Annotated in this window: 23 protein-coding genes; 19 read left to right on the top strand and 4 right to left on the bottom strand. The window is 60.8% G+C overall.

The genetic code is table 11. The annotated features are described in order from the left end of the window. Positions 1 to 34 precede the first annotated feature (34 nt). On the top strand, positions 35 to 1,642 hold the full coding sequence (locus tag GN234_RS26240) for a hypothetical protein (RefSeq protein ID WP_176689282.1): 1,608 nt from the start codon (positions 35 to 37) through the stop codon (positions 1,640 to 1,642). Positions 1,643 to 1,735: 93 nt separating this feature from the next. On the opposite strand, the gene uraH is transcribed toward GN234_RS26240, so the two are convergent. After that, on the bottom strand, positions 1,736 to 2,089 hold the full coding sequence (gene uraH / locus GN234_RS26235; protein ID WP_109754493.1) for a hydroxyisourate hydrolase: 354 nt from the start codon (positions 2,087 to 2,089) through the stop codon (positions 1,736 to 1,738). Between the two features lie 414 nt (positions 2,090 to 2,503). On the opposite strand from uraH, the gene puuE reads away from it, so the two are divergent. From puuE to GN234_RS26205, 6 genes are all read left to right on the top strand, one after another. Next, entirely contained in the window at positions 2,504 to 3,445 is a 942-nt protein-coding gene (gene puuE, locus GN234_RS26230; protein ID WP_109754495.1) for an allantoinase PuuE, read from the top strand. After that, the gene (gene uraD / locus GN234_RS26225) at positions 3,442 to 3,957 is read left to right on the top strand and encodes a 2-oxo-4-hydroxy-4-carboxy-5-ureidoimidazoline decarboxylase (protein ID WP_116833203.1); all 516 of its coding nucleotides are present in this window, start codon (positions 3,442 to 3,444) and stop codon (positions 3,955 to 3,957) included. The genes puuE and uraD overlap by 4 nt, the downstream gene beginning before the upstream one ends. Positions 3,958 to 4,022: 65 nt before the next feature. After that, on the top strand, positions 4,023 to 5,018 hold the full coding sequence (alc, locus tag GN234_RS26220) for an allantoicase (protein WP_003204527.1): 996 nt from the start codon (positions 4,023 to 4,025) through the stop codon (positions 5,016 to 5,018). Positions 5,019 to 5,138: 120 nt separating this feature from the next. Further along, positions 5,139 to 5,642, top strand: a complete 504-nt coding sequence (locus tag GN234_RS26215; protein ID WP_018612495.1) for an ureidoglycolate lyase — start codon at positions 5,139 to 5,141, stop codon at positions 5,640 to 5,642. A gap of 51 nt (positions 5,643 to 5,693) precedes the next feature. After that, positions 5,694 to 6,995: a urate hydroxylase PuuD gene (locus GN234_RS26210; protein ID WP_176689281.1), complete on the top strand. Its 1,302-nt coding sequence runs from the start codon at positions 5,694 to 5,696 to the stop codon at positions 6,993 to 6,995. Positions 6,996 to 7,351: 356 nt separating this feature from the next. Beyond that, positions 7,352 to 8,137 (top strand): outer membrane protein OmpK, encoded by a 786-nt coding sequence (locus GN234_RS26205; RefSeq protein ID WP_109754499.1) that lies wholly within the window; start codon positions 7,352 to 7,354, stop codon positions 8,135 to 8,137. 224 nt (positions 8,138 to 8,361) lie between these two features. Here GN234_RS26205 and GN234_RS26200 read toward each other — a convergent pair whose 3' ends face one another. Together GN234_RS26200 and GN234_RS26195 are read right to left on the bottom strand one after the other, a co-directional pair. Next, positions 8,362 to 9,516: a patatin-like phospholipase family protein gene (locus tag GN234_RS26200; RefSeq protein ID WP_176689280.1), complete on the bottom strand. Its 1,155-nt coding sequence runs from the start codon at positions 9,514 to 9,516 to the stop codon at positions 8,362 to 8,364. Between the two features lie 49 nt (positions 9,517 to 9,565). Then, entirely contained in the window at positions 9,566 to 10,498 is a 933-nt protein-coding gene (locus tag GN234_RS26195) for a lipid A biosynthesis lauroyl acyltransferase (RefSeq protein WP_109754501.1), read from the bottom strand. 118 nt (positions 10,499 to 10,616) lie between these two features. Between GN234_RS26195 and minC the strand changes: the two genes are divergently transcribed. The 7 genes from minC (at position 10,617) to GN234_RS26160 (ending at position 16,374) form a co-directional block, all read left to right on the top strand. Continuing rightward, positions 10,617 to 11,354: a septum site-determining protein MinC gene (gene minC / locus GN234_RS26190; protein ID WP_109754502.1), complete on the top strand. Its 738-nt coding sequence runs from the start codon at positions 10,617 to 10,619 to the stop codon at positions 11,352 to 11,354. A gap of 200 nt (positions 11,355 to 11,554) precedes the next feature. Further along, on the top strand, positions 11,555 to 12,367 hold the full coding sequence (minD, locus tag GN234_RS26185; protein WP_003179114.1) for a septum site-determining protein MinD: 813 nt from the start codon (positions 11,555 to 11,557) through the stop codon (positions 12,365 to 12,367). Then, positions 12,367 to 12,621: a cell division topological specificity factor MinE gene (gene minE, locus GN234_RS26180; RefSeq protein ID WP_003179111.1), complete on the top strand. Its 255-nt coding sequence runs from the start codon at positions 12,367 to 12,369 to the stop codon at positions 12,619 to 12,621. The genes minD and minE overlap by 1 nt, the downstream gene beginning before the upstream one ends. 183 nt (positions 12,622 to 12,804) lie before the next feature. After that, on the top strand, positions 12,805 to 13,440 hold the full coding sequence (locus GN234_RS26175) for an RluA family pseudouridine synthase (protein ID WP_109754504.1): 636 nt from the start codon (positions 12,805 to 12,807) through the stop codon (positions 13,438 to 13,440). Between the two features lie 18 nt (positions 13,441 to 13,458). Beyond that, positions 13,459 to 14,562 (top strand): hypothetical protein, encoded by a 1,104-nt coding sequence (locus tag GN234_RS26170; protein WP_176689279.1) that lies wholly within the window; start codon positions 13,459 to 13,461, stop codon positions 14,560 to 14,562. A gap of 100 nt (positions 14,563 to 14,662) precedes the next feature. Next, positions 14,663 to 15,952, top strand: coding sequence for a M18 family aminopeptidase (locus GN234_RS26165; RefSeq protein ID WP_109754506.1), 1,290 nt, complete (start codon positions 14,663 to 14,665; stop codon positions 15,950 to 15,952). 239 nt (positions 15,953 to 16,191) lie between these two features. Next, positions 16,192 to 16,374, top strand: a complete 183-nt coding sequence (locus GN234_RS26160; protein ID WP_057452462.1) for a hypothetical protein — start codon at positions 16,192 to 16,194, stop codon at positions 16,372 to 16,374. 7 nt (positions 16,375 to 16,381) lie between these two features. Here GN234_RS26160 and GN234_RS26155 read toward each other — a convergent pair whose 3' ends face one another. Beyond that, positions 16,382 to 17,128, bottom strand: coding sequence for a UTRA domain-containing protein (locus tag GN234_RS26155; protein ID WP_109754507.1), 747 nt, complete (start codon positions 17,126 to 17,128; stop codon positions 16,382 to 16,384). Between the two features lie 349 nt (positions 17,129 to 17,477). On the opposite strand from GN234_RS26155, the gene GN234_RS26150 reads away from it, so the two are divergent. The 5 genes from GN234_RS26150 to GN234_RS26130 all read left to right on the top strand — a co-directional run bounded on the left by GN234_RS26150 (position 17,478) and on the right by GN234_RS26130 (position 22,178). After that, positions 17,478 to 18,545 carry an ABC transporter substrate-binding protein gene (locus GN234_RS26150; protein ID WP_109754508.1) on the top strand — a complete coding sequence of 356 codons (1,068 nt, stop codon included), beginning with the start codon at positions 17,478 to 17,480 and terminating at the stop codon, positions 18,543 to 18,545. Between the two features lie 211 nt (positions 18,546 to 18,756). Beyond that, a complete protein-coding gene (locus tag GN234_RS26145) occupies positions 18,757 to 19,563 on the top strand; it encodes an alkaline phosphatase family protein (RefSeq protein ID WP_176689278.1) in 807 nt (268 codons plus the stop codon). A gap of 5 nt (positions 19,564 to 19,568) precedes the next feature. After that, positions 19,569 to 20,405, top strand: a complete 837-nt coding sequence (locus GN234_RS26140) for an ABC transporter permease (RefSeq protein WP_162893916.1) — start codon at positions 19,569 to 19,571, stop codon at positions 20,403 to 20,405. Continuing rightward, positions 20,392 to 21,192, top strand: coding sequence for an ABC transporter permease (locus tag GN234_RS26135; RefSeq protein WP_116833208.1), 801 nt, complete (start codon positions 20,392 to 20,394; stop codon positions 21,190 to 21,192). The genes GN234_RS26140 and GN234_RS26135 overlap by 14 nt, the downstream gene beginning before the upstream one ends. Then, positions 21,189 to 22,178 carry an ABC transporter ATP-binding protein gene (locus tag GN234_RS26130; protein ID WP_109754512.1) on the top strand — a complete coding sequence of 330 codons (990 nt, stop codon included), beginning with the start codon at positions 21,189 to 21,191 and terminating at the stop codon, positions 22,176 to 22,178. Before GN234_RS26135 ends, GN234_RS26130 begins: the two co-directional genes overlap by 4 nt. The last annotated feature ends 14 nt before the right edge of the window (positions 22,179 to 22,192 follow it).

Raw genomic sequence — 22,192 nt, 5'->3', positions numbered from 1 at the left:
AACGCAAGGCAGGGCATTGCTTCACGATGAATGAATGAGTCATTCATCACTCTCCAAACCTGAAGGAACAGGAATCCCAATGAGCCCAAGACGAAACACCCGCCCCAACCTTCCAACTTCGTCTCCCGACACGCCCCACAGCAGTCGCGATGCGTCACTGGAAACAGTGCCCAGAAGCCCGTCCCGAGGAGAAGGAACCGACCAGGCGCCCGTCACGTCGCCCGGACGACAACCTGAAGCCACCGAACCCCAGTCTCCCACCATCCAGTTCGCCGAAATCACCTCGCAGACGCCCATCCAGGAGTTCACCACGGCAGTGTCGCTGGACCATTATCATCTTTCACCCGAACTGGTCCCCCTGTTATCGGAGCCCGACGCAACCTCCGGCATCCGCACGTTCAGGACACGCACCTATGTGCAATTGTCGGAAGGCGGCACGGTGCTATTGGGTCGCGATGCCGACCAGAATTACCGGGCCCGGCTAGGCACTGAACTCATCGCCTCCGGACCACGCCTCGAACAAGTGGAAGGCAGTCTCCTGTGGCGACGCGTTCCGGACGATGCCACGGCGCAAGGCAACGATCCCCAACCCACCTCTTCGCGCCGAAGGCCGTCGGACGATGAGCCTGCGCAGGAGGTTGCCCCCAAGCGCGCGAACACCGCAACCGCCCCCTTCAAGCAACACTGGGAACTGCTGCCGTATCCACCGGCAGGGACCGCCTTCATCACGGTAGACGGTACCCACTACAAGGTGCTGACACGCAGCGACGCACGGGAATATCCGATCACCTATATCCAGGCCCCGGACCATCCACACTATGAATTCGAGACGCTGGAGATAGTGCTCAAGAGTACCCCCGACGAGCAACCCCGAGGCGCCATGCGCCTGTCGCCCGACAATCGCTGGGAAATCGATCCCAGGCTTCCCTTCGACAAACCATTGACGGATTACGTCAAGGCAGCCTTTCCTGAATTATCTGCCAGGACGGCGGAGAACATCGCCAGGAAGCAATTCGAACTCGCGAACGATTCGTCGGTTGCCGACGCCGCGGGGTTGACTGCGCTCCGGCAGATTTATAGCAGTTGGCAAACGGGCACGCCGTCATTGCATCCACAATGGTCCGATCCGTTGTTGATGCTACCCATTACCCCGACATTACCTCCCACCACAGGCAACTCCCGCTCGATCCAACTGCCGAGTACGGTGTCGATGAGATCCCTGGATCGCCTGGACTTCGATCCCCAGCAGTTCCAGCAGCAATGGGACTACGTAGCCTCGTCTTACTCGCCCACAGACATCAAGCGTTTCATGGCCGACGTCCTGACTCGTAATGGCTATACCGTCCTCGAACCCAGCACCTTCAACAGTTTTGCCGCCCTGGTATTCAGTCGAAGAGGCCATGATTATCTGTTTTTCATTAGCCTGCATCGCACCAAGGGTCAGAAGATTTATCTGCCATCGCACACCGATCCGAACACGGCCAGCGTCAGCCTGGACCTGCAGGTCGGAGCAACTGCCGCGAAAGCCGTCAGGAGGGCCCATGAAAGGGGCGAGATCATCTGGCTCAAAGGCGGCTGCCAGATCCGGGCCGGCTACCCGGACACGGTTTTCATCATCCGGGATAACAATTCCAGGCTGTGAGCGGCGAGATAAAAAAGCCCGCAGTGTGAGCGGGCGAAAAACCAAAGAAGCGCCATGCGCAGTCGCTTCCAGGACAAGGCAGCTGCTTGGGGGTCAACTGCCTCGATAGGTGGAATAGGCGTAAGGCGAAATCAACAAGGGCACATGGTAGTGCTCCTGCTCGGCTGAAATGCCGAAGCGCAGCACCACCACGTCCAGGAACGCCGGATCGGGCAGTTGCACGCCACGGGCGCGGTAGTAATCGCCGGCGTGGAATTGCAATTGATAGACTCCCGAACGGTAGTCATCCCCTTGCAACAGCGGCGCGTCGCAACGGCCGTCGCTGTTGGTCAGCGCGCTGGCGACCAGTTGCAGTTGCGAACCTTCCACACGGTACAACTCGACCTTGATCGAGCTGCCCGGGCAGCCATGTGCGGCATCCAAAACGTGAGTAGTCAAACGTCCCATTGATTGTGCGCGCCTCGCTGCAGTGCAGTCCGACACGACGCCTCCTGAATCAGTTGAAAGACAGGCCGCACCGTTTCGGAGCACGAAACGCCACGGCGATGAACGAATTAAGACACTTTAAAAGAAAATTGTACACAATAAAAAACCGATATTTTGCCTATACCTGTTCCGACCCTGGTTCCTGCCCAATCTCAAGCCGAACCAACGAATACGCTATTCTTACCCCTATTAATTGACCAAATGGGCAGGTTTCTTGCAGTGTAGACAAACCAGGGACAGCAGTGAAAAATGCAAAAAACCGGGCTTACAAATCGCACATAAAGTTGTATACAATCACCCCATCGTCGTGACGCCAGCCTGTGCCCCATCGCCAGGAGCGCCACCCACATGGTTCGAACAAGAAGGAAGACTGCAGTGAGCGCTGACTACCCACGCGACCTGATCGGTTACGGCAGTAACCCTCCCCATCCCCAGTGGCCGGGCAATGCCCGCATCGCCCTGTCCTTCGTGCTCAACTATGAAGAAGGCGGCGAGCGCAACATCCTGCATGGCGACAAGGAGTCCGAAGCATTCCTTTCGGAGATGGTCGCGGCGCAACCGTTGCAAGGCGAGCGCAACATGAGCATGGAATCGCTGTATGAGTATGGCAGCCGCGCCGGGGTCTGGCGGATCCTCAAGCTGTTCAAGGAGTTCGACATTCCGCTGACCATTTTCGCCGTGGCCATGGCCGCCCAGCGCCATCCGGACGTGATTCGCGCCATGGTCGCCGCCGGTCACGAAATCTGCAGTCACGGCTATCGCTGGATCGACTATCAATACATGGATGAGGCCCAGGAACGCGAGCACATGCTCGAAGCGATCCGCATCCTCACCGAGATCAGCGGCGAACGTCCGCTGGGCTGGTACACCGGCCGCACCGGCCCCAACACCCGTCGGCTGGTGATGGAGGAAGGCGGTTTTCTCTATGACAGCGACACCTACGACGACGACCTGCCCTACTGGGAACCGAACACCCCCAACGGCAAGCCGCACCTGGTGATTCCCTACACCCTGGACACCAACGACATGCGCTTCACCCAGGTGCAGGGTTTCAACAAGGGCGACGACTTCTTCCAATACCTCAAGGATGCCTTCGACGTACTGTATGCCGAAGGTACCGAGGCGCCGAAGATGCTCTCCATCGGCCTGCACTGCCGCCTGATCGGCCGTCCTGCGCGCCTTGCCGCCCTCAAGCGTTTCCTCGAATACGCCAAGAGCCATGAGCAGGTCTGGTTCAGTCGTCGCGTCGACATCGCCCGACACTGGCAAAAGACCCATCCGTATCCGGGAGCTTCAAACCCAGGAGCTTCGAAATGACCGCCTTCCAGACCCTCAAGCCGTCCACCTTGAGCCGCGAAGCGTTCGTCAAAGCCTTCGCCGATATCTACGAACATTCGCCATGGGTGGCCGAAAAGGCCTTCGACCTGGGCCAGGACTCGTCCATTGACCAGATCGAAACCCTGCACCAGCGCATGAGCGACATCCTGTTGAGCGCCGATCACGCCAGCCAACTGGCGCTGATCAACGCTCACCCGGACCTGGCCGGCAAAGCCGCCGTCCAGGGCCAACTGACCGAAGCCAGCACGAACGAACAGGCTGGCGCCGGTATCCACCAATGCTCGAGCGATGAGTTTCAACGCTTCACCGAGCTGAACGAGGCCTATAAGGCCAAGTTCAAGTTTCCCTTCATCATGGCGGTAAAAGGCAGCAACCGGCATCAGATCCTCGCGGCGTTCGAAACGCGCATCCATCACTCGGTAGACACCGAATTCAAATGCGCGCTGGCAGAGATCAACAAGATCGCGTTGTTCCGACTACTGACCCTTTAGCGAGCAGCCCTGAGACCCAGGTCCTGCAAGCATCCCCAGCCACTCATTAAAGGCAGACAAGAAGAATGAAAGCTTACGCCGTACCTTTCGAGAAGTTCGTCAACCTGGCCGACGCCCGCCTCGGCACCAAGATCATTTCGGTCACCGATGACTGGTTCGCCGACGCCAACCGTTTGTTCCAACCGACCCCGGCCGTATGGAAGGAGGGCGTGTTCGATGACAACGGCAAATGGATGGACGGCTGGGAGTCGCGCCGCAAGCGCTTCGAAGGCTACGACAGCGCGGTGATCCGCCTGGGCGTGGCGGGGTCGATCAAAGGCGTGGACATCGACACCTCATTCTTCACCGGCAACTACCCACCGTCGGCCTCCCTGGAAGCCTGCTTCCTGACCGAGGGCGAGCCGGACGAAAACACCCAGTGGACTGAAGTGCTGTCGGCGGTAGAGCTGCAAGGCAACAGCCACCACTACCATGAGATCAGCAACGACCAGGCCTTCAGTCACCTGCGCTTCAACATCTACCCCGATGGCGGCGTGGCCCGGCTGCGGGTCTACGGCATTCCGTACCGCGACTGGTCGGCCGTGGGCGACAACGAACAGATCGACCTGGCTGCGGCCCTTAACGGTGGTCGTGCACTGGCCTGCTCCGACGAGCACTTCGGCCGCATGAGCAACATCCTCAACCCGGGTCGTGGCGTGAACATGGGCGACGGCTGGGAAACCGCCCGGCGTCGCACCCCGGGCAATGATTGGGTGATCGTCGCCCTGGGTCATGCCGGCGAGGTCGAGAAAGTCATCGTCGACACCCTGCACTTCAAGGGCAACTACCCCGACAGCTGCTCGATCCAGGGCGCGTTCGTCAAGGGCGGCACCGACAGCCAGATCGAAACCCAGTCGCTGTTCTGGCGCGAACTGCTGCCGAGCCAGAAACTGGAGATGCACGCCGAACACACCTTCGCCGAACAGATCAAAGCCCTGGGGCCGATCACCCACATCCGCTTGAATGTGTTTCCGGATGGCGGGGTGAGTCGCCTGCGGGTGCTCGGCAAGGTCTCAAAATAAGCAGTGAGGCCAATCGCGAGCAGGCTCGCTCCCACAGGAGTACGCGGTCAAATGTGGGAGCGAGCCTGCTCGCGATAGCAATCGAACAAACAACTCAGAATTTTGGATAAGAAGACCAGCATGCGCACACTCAAGATCGAACCGTTGACCAAAGAAGCCTTCGCCCCGTTCGGTGACGTGATCGAAACCGACGGCAGCGATCACTTCATGATCAACAACGGTTCGACCATGCGTTTCCATCGCCTGGCGACGGTGGAAACCGCCACGCCGGACGACAAGGCGATCATCAGCATCTTCCGCGCCGACGCGCTGGACATGCCGCTGACCGTGCGCATGCTGGAGCGCCATCCGCTGGGCAGCCAGGCCTTCATTCCGCTGCTCGGCAACCCCTTTCTGATCGTGGTCGCGCCACTTGGCGATGCACCTGTATCAGGCTTGGTCCGCGCCTTCGTCACCAACGGCAGGCAGGGCATTAATTACCATCGCGGCGTCTGGCACCACCCGGTGCTGACGATCGAAAAGCGGGATGACTTCCTGGTGGTTGATCGCAGTGGCACAGGCAATAACTGCGATGAGCATTTCTTCAAAGAGGATGAGCTATTGATCCTCGCCCCCCACCAATAAGAGAAGGTCCGATCACGCGAATACAAGCGTGACGGGCGAGAGGTAAAGACTGTGGAAGCACATATGCTGGAATGGCTGAACCTGAGCGTGCGCTGGGTTCATATGATCACTGGCGTGGCCTGGATCGGCGCGTCGTTCTACTTCGTCTGGCTGGAAAACAACCTCAATCGCGTCAATCCCAGGAGCGGCCTGGCCGGCGACCTGTGGGCCATCCACGGTGGCGGTATCTACCACCTGGAAAAATACAAACTCGCACCACCGTCCATGCCGGACAACCTGCACTGGTTCAAGTGGGAAGCCTACTTCACCTGGATGTCGGGCATCGCGCTGCTGTGCGTGGTGTTCTACTGGAACCCGACCGTCTATCTGCTGGCCCCCGGCAGCGGCTTGAGCGGCCCCGAGGGCGTTGCCCTGGGCATCGGCTCGTTGTTCGTCGGCTGGTTCGTCTATTCCTTTCTCTGCGACTCGGCCCTGGGCAAGCGCCCTGCCCTGCTCGGCCTGATCCTGTTCGTGCTGCTGGTCGCCGCGGCCTATGGGTTCAGCAAAGTGTTCAGCGGTCGCGGTGCCTACCTGCACGTGGGTGCGGTCATCGGCACAATCATGGTCGGCAACGTGTTCCGCATCATCATGCCGGCCCAGCGCGCACTGGTAGCCGCCATCGCCGAGAACCGCACGCCCGATCCTGCATTGCCGGCCAAGGGCTTGTTGCGTTCGCGCCACAACAACTACTTCACCTTGCCGGTGCTGTTCATCATGATCAGCAACCACTTCCCGAGCACCTACGGCAGCCAGTACAACTGGCTGATCCTGGCCGGGATCGCCGTGGCGGCGGTGTTGGTGCGCCATTACTTCAACACCCGCCATGACAGCAACCGGTTTGCCTGGACGCTGCCGGTCGGTGCCCTGGCGATGATCTGCCTGGCGTATGTCACCGGTCCCAAGCCCATGCCCAGCACACCGGAGGTGGCCAAGGCACCCGGCGTGATCGAGTACCAACCGCCACCGGAAACGGCAGTGGGTGGCGGCACTAAACCGGCGACGGCACCCGCCGCACCGGTATCGGCGCCCGCTCAGGCCGCCAACGCCCAGGGCCCTTCGTTCGAGAAGGTCCACAGTGTGATCCAGGAACGCTGTTCGGTCTGCCACTCGGCCAAGCCCACCAGCCCGTTGTTCAGTGCGGCGCCGGGTGGGGTGATGTTCGATACCCCGCAGCAGATCCAGCAGCAAGCCGCGCGCATCCAGGCCCAGGCCGTGACCAGCCAGATCATGCCGCTGGGTAACATCACCCAGATGACCCAGCAGGAACGCGATCTGATCGGCGCGTGGATCAACCAAGGCGCGCGGACCAACTGAGCCGCGCCCCAAATTCGCCGCGAATGCGCCGTTGCAGGGCACTTGAGCCCATCAGGGCAAGCCCGTATCCTGCGCGGCCGTTCGCATCCGGGTGCCGTAGAAAAATCATCGGATCCTGACCGACACGCCAACTTATCCCGGCATCGCGGGGGATATCGGGCGTCCCTGGAAAACACCTTTTCGACTTTTCCAAATAGCTGGACGAGCTTTTTACGGCCTTGGCTCAGCTCTTGCTATCAGCACCTGCCACAAGCGAAAAGCTGACCGAACGGATGTTTTTATCCGTGGAAAAAAGCGCCACACCAGAGCGCTGACCTGAAAAAAAAGCGGTATCACTTACCTTTGGGAGCAACCGAATGAACCACACGTGTACCAGCCTGATACTCGCAGGATCCTTGTTGGTCGCGGGCCAAGCGATGGCCGACGACCTGTTCCAGTGGCAGAACAACAGCCTGACCTACCTGTATGGCAAGGATTTCCAGGTCAACCCGCGCATCCAGCAGACCGTGACCTTCGAACACGCCGACGCCTGGAAGTACGGGGACAATTTCTTCTTCCTCGATCGGATCTTCTACAACGGCCAGGACGACAGCCAGTCCGGTCCGAACACCTACTACGGTGAGTTCAGCCCGCGCCTGTCGTTCGGCAAGATCTTCGACCAGAAGCTGGAACTGGGCCCGATCAAGGATGTGCTGCTGGCCATGACTTATGAGTTCGGCGAAGGCGACAACGAGTCCTACCTGATCGGCCCGGGCTTCGACCTGGCGATCCCCGGCTTCGACTACTTCCAGCTGAACTTCTACAACCGCCAGACCGAAGGCCCACGCGCCGGCGACAACGTCTGGCAGATCACCCCGGTCTGGGCCTACACCGTACCGGTGGGTTCATCGGACATCCTGATCGACGGTTTCATCGACTGGGTGGTGGACAACGACAGCAACTCCAAAGGCACCTACCACGCCAACCTGCACATCAACCCGCAGATCAAGTATGACCTGGGCAAGGCGTTGAAGCTCGGCGCCAAGCAGTTGTATGTGGGCGTGGAGTATGACTATTGGAAGAACAAGTACGGGATCGAAGACAGCGATGGCTTCAAGACCAACCAGAGCAATACCAGCTTCTTGCTGAAGTATCACTTCTGATCTGTTTCATTGGGATTTAAAAGCGTCCGCACAGCTTTTGTGGGAGCGGGCTTGCTCGCGAAAGCGGACTGTCAGCCAACATCGATGTTGAATGTTCAGTCGCCTTCGCGAGCAAGCCCGCTCCCACACACTGGTTTGTGTGTTGGGCTCAGTTCAGCGTCCACCGCAAGCCCCCCTGTGGGAGCGAGCCTGCTCGCGATAGCGGCGGACCTGCTTGCATCGCTTCAGGACAACCCCAAGAACCGACTCAGTTCCTCACGCTGCGCCAACGCATCCTGACGCCCCAGCTCGATCAGCTCGCTGCAATACCCCGCCTCGAACAACAGATAACTCAGCACTCCCGCGCCGCTGGTCTTGGTCGCGCCCGGCCCGCGCAAGAATACCCGCAACGCGCGGGGCAGCTCCTGACGATGGCGAGCAGCGATTTCATCGATCGGCTGGCTGGGTGAAATCACCAGCACCTCCACCGGTGTCGCGCCGAGGGCATGGGCCGGCACATCATCGGGCAGCAGGTGACTGAACCCGTTCAGGCGCTCGAGCAACTCGATGTCGCTTTCCAGGCTATCAATGAACGTGCTGTTGAGCATATGGCCACCGATCTGCGCCAGGGTCGGTTGCAGGCCGGTGTAGCTGCGCTCTGTGGGATCCTGCCCGCCGGCACCACGGGGGTTGCCACTGACACCGATCACCAGCACGCGATTGGCCCCCAGGTGCAAGGCCGGGCTGATGGGCGCCGATTGCCGCACCGCGCCATCACCGAAGTATTGCGGGCCGATCCTGACCGGCGCGAACAACAAAGGGATCGCCGAGCTGGCCAGCAGGTGCTCCACCGACAACTGCGTCGGCACACCGATACGCCGGTGGCGTAGCCAGGCATCGATGGTCCCGCGCCCCTGGTAGAACGTGACGGCCTGGCCGGACTCATAACCGAACGCCGTCACCGCCACCGCTCGCAATTGCCGTTCGACGATGGCCTGCTCGATGCCCGAGGCGTGGAATTGGGCCTGGAGCAGTTCGCGCAGCGGCGAACTGTCGATCAGCGCCACCGGCAACTTGGCCCCCAGGCCCAGCAGGCTGTGGGTGATGAAACGCATTGACTGGGCCAGCACGCCGCGCCAGTCGCTGCGCATCACCTGATGGCTGCGCACCGCTTGCCAGAACGCCGTCAGTCGCTCGATGGCGCTCTTGAAGTCCATCGCCCCGCTCGCCAGGCTGACTGCGTTGATCGCCCCGGCCGAGGTACCGACGATCACCGGGAATGGGTTGTCCGCACCGTCTGGCAACAACTCGGCAATCGCCGCCAACACGCCCACTTGATATGCCGCCCGAGCCCCGCCGCCGGAAAGAATCAAACCTGTAACCGGTTCAGCTGGGGTCATCGCAATGCTCCGTGCTCAAGGTGCTGCAAAAAAATGGCGGACTGCCGGGTCAACCGCGCTTGTCGTACAGCTTCGGCTCACCCGGCGGACGGCTCTTGAAGCGCCGGTGGGCCCAGAGGTATTGCTCGGGGCAATCACTCACCGAGCGCTCCACCCATTGATTGATGCGGATGCAATCGGCTTCCTCGGTCTCGCCCGGGAAATTGTCCAGCGGTGCCTGGATCACCAGACGATAACCGCTGCCATCGGCCAGGCGCTCCTGAACGAAGGGCACCACCAGCGCCTTGCCCAGGCGGGCGAACTTGCTGGTGGCGGTGACCGTTGCGGCCTGGATGCCGAACAGCGGCACGAACACGCTTTGCTTGGCGCCGTAATCCTGGTCCGGCGCATACCAGATCGCCCGGCCGGCCCGCAGCAGCTTGAGCATACCGCGCACGTCGTCACGCTCCACCGCCAGGGAATCGAGGTTGTGCCGCTCGCGGCCCCGGCGCTGAATGTAGTCGAACAGTGGGTTCTTGTGCTCGCGGTACATGCCATCGATGGTGTGCTGCTGGCCGAGCAAGGCCGCGCCGATTTCCAGCGTGGTGAAATGCAGCGCCATCAGGATCACGCCCGAGCCCTCGCGCTGGGCCTGCTTGAGATGCTCCAACCCCTCGACATGGGCCAGTTTCGCCAGGCGCGAACGCGACCACCACCAGCTCATGGCCATTTCGAAAAAGGCGATGCCGGTGGAGGCAAAGTTTTCCTTGAGCAGACGCTTGCGCTCGGCGGCGGACTTTTGCGGGAAACACAGTTCCAGGTTGCGACGGGCGATGCGCCGTCGGTCGCCGGCCACCCGGTACATCAGTGCGCCCAGCGCACGACCAATGCGCAGCAGCAACGGATAAGGCAACTGAACGATCAACCACAATAGCCCCAGGCCGCACCACAGCAGCCAGAAACGTGGATGAAAAAAAGCAGCTCGAAAACGCGGGCGATCCATTACAGCTTCCATTAGGACATGGGCCGCGCATTCTACATTGTTCGACCCGGGTTGCGGCTGGCGGACGATCTCGTTATAAGTCTCGGCACTTTTAGTGACAAGCCGTTGTACGCCGACCATGAGCCAAACCGAACCGCTAGACCAAGATCCCGTGTTCCAGCTGAAGGGCAGCATGCTCGCCATTACGGTGCTGGAGCTGGCCCGCAACGACCTGGAAAGCCTTGACCGGCAACTGGCGGCGAAAGTCGCCCAGGCCCCGAATTTCTTCAGCAACGCCCCGCTGGTACTGGCCCTGGACAAGTTGCCGGCTGGCGAAGGCTCGGTGGACCTGCCGGGCCTGATGCGCGTTTGCCGCCAGCACGGCCTGCGTACCCTGGCGATCCGCGCCAGTCGCATCGAAGACATTGCCGCCGCCATCGCCGTGGACATTCCGGTGCTGCCGCCGTCCGGCGCCAGGGAGCGTGTCCTGGAACTGAACCCGGTCGAAGCGAAGAAAACCCCGGAAAAACCACCCGAGCCCACCATCAAGCCAACGCGTGTCATCACCTCGCCAGTGCGCGGCGGGCAGCAGATTTATGCCCAGGGTGGCGATCTGGTCGTAGTGTCCTCGGTCAGCCCGGGGGCGGAACTTCTGGCCGATGGCAACATCCATGTATACGGCCCGATGCGCGGTCGTGCGCTGGCCGGCGTCAAGGGTGATACCAAAGCCAGGATTTTCTGTCAGCAATTGAGCGCTGAGCTGGTTTCCATCGCCGGGCAGTACAAGGTTTCCGAGGATTTGCGTCGCGACCCGTTGTGGGGAGCCGGCGTGCAGATCAGCCTGTCGGGCGACGTGTTGAACATCATTCGGCTTTAACGGATACTGCCGCATTTTCCAAGCATCTCTAAAACGAGCGAAAACGGCTTAAACGACGTAGGAAAAAGGATCAGGCAGTGTTTACCGGAGGTAGACCCCGCCCAGCATCCGATTCCAGCCAAGCCTGTCCAATTGCAGCAGTTTTCCAGAGATGTTTTTCAGGGGCTGACAAAGTCCTTTTTCCTTAGGGGTGAAACACCTTGGCCAAGATTCTCGTGGTTACATCCGGCAAGGGTGGTGTGGGTAAGACCACCACCAGCGCCGCTATCGGTACCGGCCTCGCTCTGCGCGGCCACAAGACAGTCATCGTCGACTTCGACGTCGGCTTGCGTAACCTCGACCTGATCATGGGTTGCGAGCGTCGCGTGGTCTATGACTTCGTCAACGTGGTCAACGGTGAAGCGAACCTGCAGCAAGCCCTGATCAAGGACAAGCGCCTTGAGAACCTCTACGTGCTGGCCGCCAGTCAGACCCGCGACAAAGACGCGCTGACCCAGGAAGGCGTGGAAAAGGTGCTGATGCAGCTCAAGGAAGACTTCGAGTTCGTGGTCTGCGACTCCCCGGCCGGTATCGAGAAAGGTGCCCACCTGGCCATGTACTTCGCAGACGAAGCGATTGTCGTGACCAACCCGGAAGTCTCGTCGGTCCGTGACTCCGACCGCATGCTGGGCCTGCTGGCGAGCAAATCCCGGCGCGCCGAGAAGGGCGAAGAGCCGATCAAGGAACACTTGCTGTTGACCCGCTACAACCCGCAACGGGTCAGCGATGGCGAAATGCTCGGCGTCGAAGACGTCAAGGAAATCCTCGCCGTTACCCTGCTGGGTGTCATTCCTGAATCCCAAGCGGTACTCAAGGCTTCCAACTCCGGCGTGCCGGTGATTCTCGACGACCAGAGCGATGCCGGCCAGGCGTACAGCGATGCCGTCGATCGCCTGCTGGGCAAGACCGTGGAGCATCGTTTCCTCGATGTAACGAAGAAAGGTTTCTTCGAGCGCCTGTTTGGAGGTAGGTAATGAACCTTTTTGACTTCTTTCGTGCCAACAAAAAGCCCAGTACCGCCTCGGTCGCGAAAGAGCGTCTACAGATCATCGTGGCGCACGAGCGCGGCCAACGCAGTACCCCTGACTACCTGCCGGCCTTGCAGAAGGAACTGGTGGAAGTGATCCGCAAGTACGTCAACATCGGCAGCGATGACGTGCATGTGGCACTGGAAAGCCAGGGCAGCTGCTCGATCCTGGAACTCAACATCACCCTGCCGGATCGCTGATCGCTCCGGCTGGAGCCACGGCGGCTCGGGTCCCCACAGCCCTTTTTGTGGGAGCGGGCTTGCTCGCGAAGACGGTGGCACATTCAATATCAATGTGTCTGAGACACCGCTTTCGTGAGCAAGCCCGCTCCCACAAGGGCAGGGCCCGAGCCGCCGTTGGCGTTTGTAACGAGACTGTTTTCAATGCCCCTGTCCAACATCCGCATCATTCATCAGGACGCCGCTGTCCTGGTGGTCGACAAGCCGACCCTGCTCCTCTCCGTGCCCGGCCGGGCCGACGACAACAAAGACTGCCTGATCACCCGCCTGCAGGAAAACGGCTATCCGGAAGCGCGAATAGTGCACCGACTGGACTGGGAAACCTCCGGCATCATCCTGTTGGCTCGTGACCCGGATACTCATCGCGAACTGTCCCGGCAGTTTCATGATCGCGAAACCGAAAAGGCCTACACGGCGCTGTGCTGGGGCCAACCGGAACTGGACAGCGGCACCATCGACCTGCCCTTGCGCTACGACCCGCCGACCAAACCGCGGCATGTGGTGGACCATGAGCACGGCAAACACGCCCTGACCTTCTGGCGCGTGCTGGAACGTTGTGGCGACTGGTGCCGGGTCGAACTCACGCCGATTACCGGACGCTCGCACCAATTGCGCGTGCACATGCTGTCCATCGGTCACCCGCTGCTGGGTGACGGGCTCTACGCCCACCCGCAGGCCCTCGCCGCCTGGCCACGCCTGTGCCTGCACGCCAGCATGCTGAGCTTCACCCATCCGCAAAGCGGCGAGCGCCTGCGCTTCGAGTGCCCGGCACCGTTCTAATTCCGATAAAGGCTTGGCATGCAGGTTATTGATTTTCAGGAAACACCCGTCAAAAAAGTTCGTCACCAACTGCTGTACCTGATCTACGGCGACAAGGACGCTTATCGCCACGAGGCTAAATTCAGCATCCTGACCGCCCTGGCCCGCGGCAATCCGTCGACCCTGCCCAGCATCAGGATCCTGACCGACCGGCCTGAGGATTATCAGGGCTGGCCGGTCGAGACCCTCGCGCTGAGCCCGCAATTGCTGACCGAGTGGCAAGGCAATAATGGTTACATTCACCGGCGCAAGGCCTGCGCCATCGCGGCCGGCCTGACGCTGGCGGAAAAAACCCTGTTCGTCGACACCGACACGCTGTTCCTCGCCGATCCCGAACTGCTGTTCAAGCAAATCCAGCCAGGGCAGTACCTGATGGACAGCTTCGAATACAACTGGGACTACGTGTGTGAGCGCGAGGATTACCGCAGGCTGGGGGCTTGCCTGGGCGCCCACGGCGTGACTCGGGAAAACAGTTTCAAGCTCTATAACAGCGGGCTGTGCGGGGTGACTGATCGCGATGCTTCGTTGCTGGCCGAGGCCATCGGGCTGATCGATGAATGGACCGAAGGCGGCTTCGACATCCACACTATCGAACAGATCGCGATTTCGTTCGCCATGCGCAACCAGACCATTAACAAAACCAACCAACACGTCTATCACTACTTCGCCGAGAAACGCTTCTTCCACACCATGCAGGCACATTTCTTTGCCCAGCACGGCGAGGCGTTCAGCGCGCAGTTGCTCGAGCGCTGCCATGACGTTCCGCGTACCCGGCCTTTTCCGTCGGCCTGGCGGCGGCTGAAGATCAAATGGAAATTGCGCCACCAGCGCGGCGCCTTGCACAGGATCGGTCGCGACCTGCTGTATGGCAGCGCGGCGCCGGAACATCCTTACTACAAGCTGTGTCGACACCATTGGTGGGACTCGGCCTCGCGGGAGATTCTTCGCCTGGACCCGCAGAGCCGGCAACAACTGTTCGGCCAACTGGAACACTGGCCGCAGCACCTGCCAGAACCGTCCAAGGCGCAGGATAAGTCCCTGATCATGGCGCATTTGCGCAAGCGGATCATGGTCTCGGGATGATCGATACCGAGGTCGTAGAACGATCCGCGACGGGGGATTGGGTCTGCAATGCAGGCTGGCGATGGGGTAAACTGCCGCCCATTGCTGTCTGGAGTTACTTATGCGCGCAGAGTTGAACCAGGGCCTGATCGACTTCCTCAAGGCCTCCCCCACCCCGTTCCATGCCACTGCCACCCTTGCCCAGCGCCTGGAAGCGGCGGGTTATCAGCGTCTTGACGAGCGCGAGACCTGGGCCACCGAAGCCAACGGTCGTTATTACGTCACCCGCAACGACTCCTCTATCATCGCCTTCAAGCTGGGCCGCCATTCACCGCTGCACGACGGTATCCGTCTGGTCGGCGCTCACACCGACAGCCCCTGCCTGCGGGTCAAGCCCCAGCCGGAACTGCAACGCCACGGGTTCTGGCAACTGGGCGTGGAGGTCTACGGCGGTGCACTGCTGGCGCCATGGTTCGACCGCGACCTGTCCCTGGCCGGGCGCGTGACCTTCCGCCGCGACGGCAAGGTCGAAAGCCAGTTGATCGATTTCAAGGCACCGATCGCCACGATTCCGAACCTGGCCATCCACCTCAATCGCGAAGCCAACCAGGGCTGGGCGATCAACCCGCAGAATGAGTTGCCACCGATCCTCGCCCAATTCGCCGGGGACGAGCGCGTTGATTTCCGTGCCGTGCTCACCGACCAACTGGCCCGCGAGCACGGCCTGAACGCCGATGTGGTACTCGATTACGAGTTGAGCTTCTACGACACGCAAAGCGCTGCGGTCATTGGCCTGCACGGCGATTTCATTGCCGGTGCGCGCCTGGACAACCTGCTGTCGTGCTACGCCGGCCTGCAAGCCTTGCTGAACGCCGAAACCGAAGAAACCTGCGTACTGGTGTGCAACGATCACGAGGAGGTCGGCTCGTGCTCGGCCTGTGGCGCCGATGGCCCGATGCTGGAGCAGACCTTGCGTCGCCTGCTGCCGGAAGGTGAAGAGTTCGTACGGGCCATTCAGAAATCCCTGCTGGTTTCGGCGGACAACGCCCACGGCGTGCACCCCAACTATGCCGACAAGCACGACGCCAACCACGGCCCCAAACTCAACGCCGGGCCGGTGATCAAGGTCAACAGCAACCAGCGCTACGCCACCAACAGCGAAACCGCCGGGTTCTTCCGCCACCTGTGCATGGCCGAAGAAGTGCCGGTGCAGAGCTTCGTGGTGCGCAGCGACATGGGCTGCGGCTCGACCATCGGCCCGATCACCGCCAGCCAGCTGGGCGTGCGCACCGTGGACATCGGCCTGCCGACCTTCGCCATGCATTCGATCCGCGAACTGTGCGGCAGCCATGACCTGGCGCACCTGGTGAAGGTGCTGAGCGCGTTCTACGCGTCTCGCGAGCTGCCGTAACCGCCATAGTTACAGCTAACCCCCCGTGGCGAGGGAGCTTGCTCCCGCTGGGCTGCACAGCAGCCCCAAAAATCTGCAACTGAATGCACATTTGCCAGTGCTGCGCACTGGAGCGGGAGCAAGCTCCCCTCGCCACAATGATGTCCGCCTCAAAACTCGAGGAGACCGTGACATACATCATCACACCCCGGCCAAACCCCAACTAGACTGACCTTATCCTCCCCGACAAGGCTGTCGCCATGATCTCGATGTCTTCGTTCAACGCCATGCTGGTGCCCATCATTGCCGGCATGATCCTGCTGGCCATTGGCTTCAACTTCCGTGACAAGGGCGTCGGGGTCTTTGCCATGTGGATCGGCATGTTGCTGATCCTCGCCACGGTGGTGATCAAGATCCTGAGCAAGCTCAACGAGTCACTCTGAGCCTGCCTCAGGCGCCCGGCGATTGCTCCGGCACAGATTGCTCCGGCACATCCACACCGACATGGATCGCATCGTGTCGCCAGAACTCCAGGTCACAATCGATCAGCCGCTGGTGCTGGTCATAGTTGACCCGTGCAATCCGAAGCCCGGGGCTGCCCACCGAAACCTTCAACGCCGCAGCCGCTTCCGGCTGTAGAGAGGTGGGCACGATTTCAAACTTCACCCGGCCGTAATGCAGGTCGTAATGACGGGCATACAGCTCGGTGATGGACTGGTTGAGATCGAACCCGAGGATGTCCGGAAAGTACTGCGGGTTGAGGTAGTGCTCGACGTACAGCACCAGCCGCTCGTCGATACGCCGCACGCGGCAGATCTGGATCACACTGGACAGCGCCGGCAACTGCAACCAGGCACACACCGCCGCCGAGGCCGGTTGCAGACGCGCAGAAATCACTTGGGTAGAAGGCACACGCCCCTGGGCCGCGACCATGGCGTGGAAATGGCTGCGCTGCATCAGGTTGTAGGCCAGGCGGGGTGGTGAGACGAACCAGCCGCGGCGCTCCTCCCGATAAATCTGTCCCTGGGCTTCGAGCTGCAACAAAGCCTCGCGCACGGTAATCCGTGTGGTCCCGAACAATTCACTGAGCTTGCGCTCGGCCGGCAACTTGCTGCCGGGCGCCAGCAACCCGTGGTCGAGCTGCTCCTGCAGGACCTGTCCGATGGCTGTCACCGCTTTGGTTGCATCGATGCGCATCAACGTTACCTATCTGGACTAGACCAGCACTGTTTCGGGGCGAGATCGCTTGTCCATCGATCCGCTTCTTGGTCCAGCAAGCCTAGGCACTGCATATGACTGACAGATGACAGAGCCGCCGAACGGTCGTCCTGCAAGCGTGCAAATTAACGGCCAAGTCCTTGCAGATCAGCTGTTTATCCATGGTCTACGCTTAATTCGCAGCCAACCTCCACGAGCCTGGCCTTTCCCGGGACATCCGGCACCGACATCAAAATGTCACAGGGCTCGCCTACATTGGCTCAGGTATTGCTGACCTAGACCAACACAACCGCAATCGCAGCGTTGAAAACGCCCATAGGAGCTTCGGATGAAACAGCTTTTCCTGGCATCACTGTTAGGCTCGACCATTGCCATGTGCACCGCCGCCATGGCCGCTGACACCGATCTGAAAACGTTGGAAGCCGCTGCGAAAGCGGAAGGCGCCGTGAACAGCGTCGGCATGCCCGATGACTGGGCAAACTGGAAAGGCACCTGGGACGACCTGGCCAAGATCTATGGCTTGAAACACATCGACACCGACATGAGCTCGGCCCAGGAAATCGCCAAGTTCGCCGCCGAGAAAGACAACGCCAGCGCCGACATCGGCGACGTCGGCGCGGCTTTCGGCCCGATCGCAGTCAAGCAAGGCGTGGTCCAGCCCTACAAGCCAAGCACCTGGGAACAGGTTCCAGCCTGGGCCAAGGACAAGGATGGCAACTGGGCATTGGCCTACACCGGCACCATCGCTTTCATCATCAACAAGAAACTGCTGCACGGTTCCGAAGCACCGACCAAATGGGCTGACCTGAAAACCGGCAAGTACAAAGTCTCCATCGGTGACGTGAGCACCGCCGCCCAGGCCGCCAACGGCGTACTGGCCGCGGCCCTGGCCAACGGCGGCGATGAGAAGAACCTCCAGCCGGCGCTGTTGATGTTTGCCGAGATCGCCAAGCAAGGGCGCCTGTCCATGGCCAACCCGACCATCGCCACCATGGAAAAAGGTGAAGTGGAAGTCGGCGTGGTCTGGGACTTCAACGGCCTGAGCTACAAGGCCAAGATGGCCAACCCGGATGATTACGTCGTGTTGATCCCGTCCGACGGCTCGGTCATCTCCGGCTACACCACCATCATCAACAAATACGCCAAGCACCCGAACGCCGCGAAGCTGGCCCGCGAATACATCTTCAGCGACGCCGGCCAGATCAACCTGGCCAAGGGCAACGCCCGTCCGATCCGCGCCGAGCACCTGAAACTGCCGGAAGAGGTCCAGGCCAAGCTGCTGCCGAACGAGCAGTACAAGGGCGTGACCCCGATCAAGGATGCGGATGCGTGGGAGAAGACCTCCAAGGCTCTGCCGCAGAAATGGCAGGAAGAAGTGATCATCAATATGCAGTGAGGCACTAGCTCCCGCTCGGATATCCACAGAGGATCCAAATAGTGGGAGCAAGCACTGTGGGAGCAAAGCTTGCTCGCGATAAACGATGACACGGTCTCACAGTTGCACCGTGTCGCCAGCATCGCGAGCAAGCTTTGCTCCCACAGGCCTGCTCCCGCATTGACCGAGGGGAATCCGAGTTTCCTGGTATCTGTCCGGAGTCCCGCTACCCATGAAGCACAACGTCATCCTGGTGATGCTCGACGGCCTCAACTACGAAGTCGCCCGGCATGCCATGGGGCATTTGCAGGCTTACGTCGGCGCAGGACGCGCGGCCCTCTACAAACTGGAATGTGAGTTGCCCGCCCTGTCCCGCCCGCTCTACGAATGCATCCTCACCGGCGTCGTGCCCATCGACAGCGGAATCGTGCACAACAACGTCTCGCGCCTGTCGAACCAGCGCAGCATTTTCCACTACGCCACCCAGGCCGGCCTGAGCACGGCGGCCGCGGCGTATCACTGGGTCAGCGAGCTCTACAACGTTTCGCCCTTCGTGGCCGGACGTGATCGTCACACCGACAATCCCGACTTGCCGATTCAATACGGACATTTCTATTGGAATGACCACTACCCCGATTCCCACTTGTTCGCCGATGCTGATCACCTGCGCCAGCGCTACCTGCCGAACTTTTTGCTGGTGCACCCGATGAACATCGACGATGCCGGCCACAAGCACGGCCTCGACACCCCGCAATACCGCAACAGCGCGCGCTCGGCCGACATCAACCTGGCGGTCTACCTGCAGGCCTGGCTCGACGCCGGCTACCAGGTGCTGGTGACCTCCGACCACGGCATGAACAACGACCGCTCCCACAACGGCCTGCTGGCCGAAGAACGGGAAGTGCCGCTGTTTGTCCTCGGTGACGGCTTCAGCCTCGACCTCGCAGCCGCGCCCCGGCAGACCGAACTGTGCGGCACCATCTGCCAGTTGCTCGGCGTTGCCCACGACAAACCCTATTGCCAGGAGTTACTCAAGTGAACGCCATGACGCGCGGCAAATGGCTGGCAGCGTTGTGCCTGGTGCCCTTCGCGATTTTCTTCATCGTATTCCAGATCGCTCCGTTGCTCTGGGTGCTGGTCAACAGCCTGGAATCGGAAGAGTTCGGTTGGGGGCTGGCCAACTTCAGCAAGATCTTCAGTTCCAAGTTCTACCTGCAGGCGATCCAGCACAGCCTGGAGATCAGCTTCTGGTCCAGCGTGTTCGGTATCGTCATCGCGGTGCTCGGCAGCTATTCCCTGCGCCGGGTGGATTCGCGGTTGCGCAACTTCGTCAACGCCTTCGCCAACATGACCAGCAACTTCGCCGGCGTGCCCCTGGCCTTCGCCTTCATCATCTTGCTGGGCTTCAACGGCAGCATCACCATCATGCTCAAGCAGGCGGGAATCATCGAGGATTTCAACCTGTACTCGAAAACCGGGCTGATCATTCTCTACACCTACTTCCAGATCCCCCTGGGCGTGCTGTTGCTCTATCCGGCCTTCGACGCATTGCGCGAAGACTGGCGCGAATCCGCCGAACTGCTGGGTGCCAGCGGCTGGCAGTTCTGGCGGCACATCGGCTTGCCGGTGCTGACCCCGGCGCTGCTGGGCACATTCGTGATCCTGCTGGCCAACGCCCTCGGCGCCTATGCCACGGTCTATGCGCTGACCACGGGTAACTTCAACGTCTTGCCGATTCGCATCGCCGCCATGGTCTCCGGTGACATCTCCCTCGACCCGAACCTGGCCAGTGCCCTGGCCGTGGTGCTGGTGGCGCTGATGACCCTGGTGACCATCGTCCATCAGTTGCTGCTCAAGAGGAGCTACCATGTCTCGCGCTGAACCGGGCTCCGTCGGGCTCTATCATCGAGTGGTGGTGTACCTGCTGTTCGCCATCCTGCTGCTGCCCCTGGCCGGCACGCTCGTCTACTCCATCGCCAGCAGTTGGTCGGCCACTGTGCTGCCCAGCGGTTTCACCTTCAAATGGTATGTGCAGTTGTGGAGCGATCCGCGCTTTCTCCACGCCTTCGGTCAATCGCTGATCGTCTGCGTCGGTGCGCTGGTGCTCTCAGTGGTGTTGATCCTGCCGCTGCTGTTCGTGGTGCATTACCACTTCCCCAAACTCGACGCGCTGATGAACATCCTCATCCTGCTGCCCTTCGCAGTGCCGCCGGTGGTGTCGTCGGTGGGGCTGCTGCAACTCTATGGCTCCGGGCCATTGGCGATGGTGGGCACGCCGTGGATCCTGATCGGCTGCTACTTCACCGTCGCCCTGCCGTTCATGTACCGAGCGATCACCAACAACCTGCAAGCGATCAACCTGCGCGACCTGATGGACGCCGCCCAACTGCTTGGCGCCAGCACCTTCCAGGCGGCATTCCTGGTGGTGCTGCCCAACCTGCGCAAGGGCCTGATGGTGGCGTTGCTGCTGTCCTTCTCGTTCCTGTTCGGTGAGTTCGTGTTTGCCAACATCCTCGTCGGCACCCGCTATGAAACCCTGCAGGTGTACCTGAACAACATGCGCAACAGCAGCGGCCACTTCACCAGTGCCCTGGTGATTTCCTACTTCTTCTTCGTACTGGTCCTGACCTGGGCGGCCAACATCTTGAACAAGGACAAAAGCCAATGAGCTACGTCAGCGTCCAACACCTGCAAAAAAGCTACGCCGGCACCCCGGTGTTCAGCGACATCAACTGCGAAATCGGCAAGGGCGAATTCGTCACCCTCCTCGGCCCTTCCGGTTGCGGCAAGTCCACGCTGTTGCGCTGCATTGCCGGCCTGACTGCGGTGGATGCCGGCCAGATCATCCTGGACGGGCAAGACATCGTCCCATTGAGCCCGCAGAAACGCGGGATCGGCATGGTCTTCCAGAGCTATGCCTTGTTCCCCAACATGACCGTGGAGCAGAACGTCGCCTTCGGCCTGCGCATGCAAAAAGTCGACGCCTCGGACAGCCACAAACGGGTGCTGGAGATCCTGCGCCTGGTGGAGCTGCATGATTTTGCCGCCCGCTATCCCCATCAGCTCTCCGGCGGCCAATGCCAGCGCGTGGCCCTGGCCCGCTCCCTGGTCACCCGTCCGCGTCTGTTGCTGCTGGACGAGCCGCTGTCGGCCCTGGATGCGCGGATTCGCAAGCACCTGCGCGAACAGATCCGACAGATCCAGCGTGAGTTGGGCCTGACCACGATCTTCGTCACGCACGACCAAGAAGAAGCCCTGACCATGTCTGACCGGATTTTCCTGATGAACCAGGGAAAGATCGTACAGAGCGGCGATGCCGAAACCCTTTACACTGCGCCAGTCGATGTCTTTGCCGCCGGCTTCATCGGCAACTACAACCTGCTGGACGCCGACAGCGCCAGCCGGTTGCTGCAGCGCCCGGTGAACAGTCGGATCGCCATCCGCCCGGAAGCCATCGAGCTGAGCCGCGACGGCCAGGCCGATGCGCTGATCCGCAGCCACAGCCTGCTGGGCAACGTGATTCGCTACCGGGTCGAGGCCCGTGGCGTGGAGCTGGTGGTGGATGTGCTCAATCGCTCGGCCGCCGACCTGCACCCCGATGGCGCACGCCTGTCACTTTCCATCGATCCGTCAGCGTTGTGTGAGGTAGCCTGATGGCTTCGTTGATT

The organism is Pseudomonas bijieensis, from assembly GCF_013347965.1.
Taxonomy (GTDB): domain Bacteria; phylum Pseudomonadota; class Gammaproteobacteria; order Pseudomonadales; family Pseudomonadaceae; genus Aquipseudomonas; species Aquipseudomonas bijieensis.
This window is presented reverse-complemented; position numbering and strand designations above follow the sequence as displayed.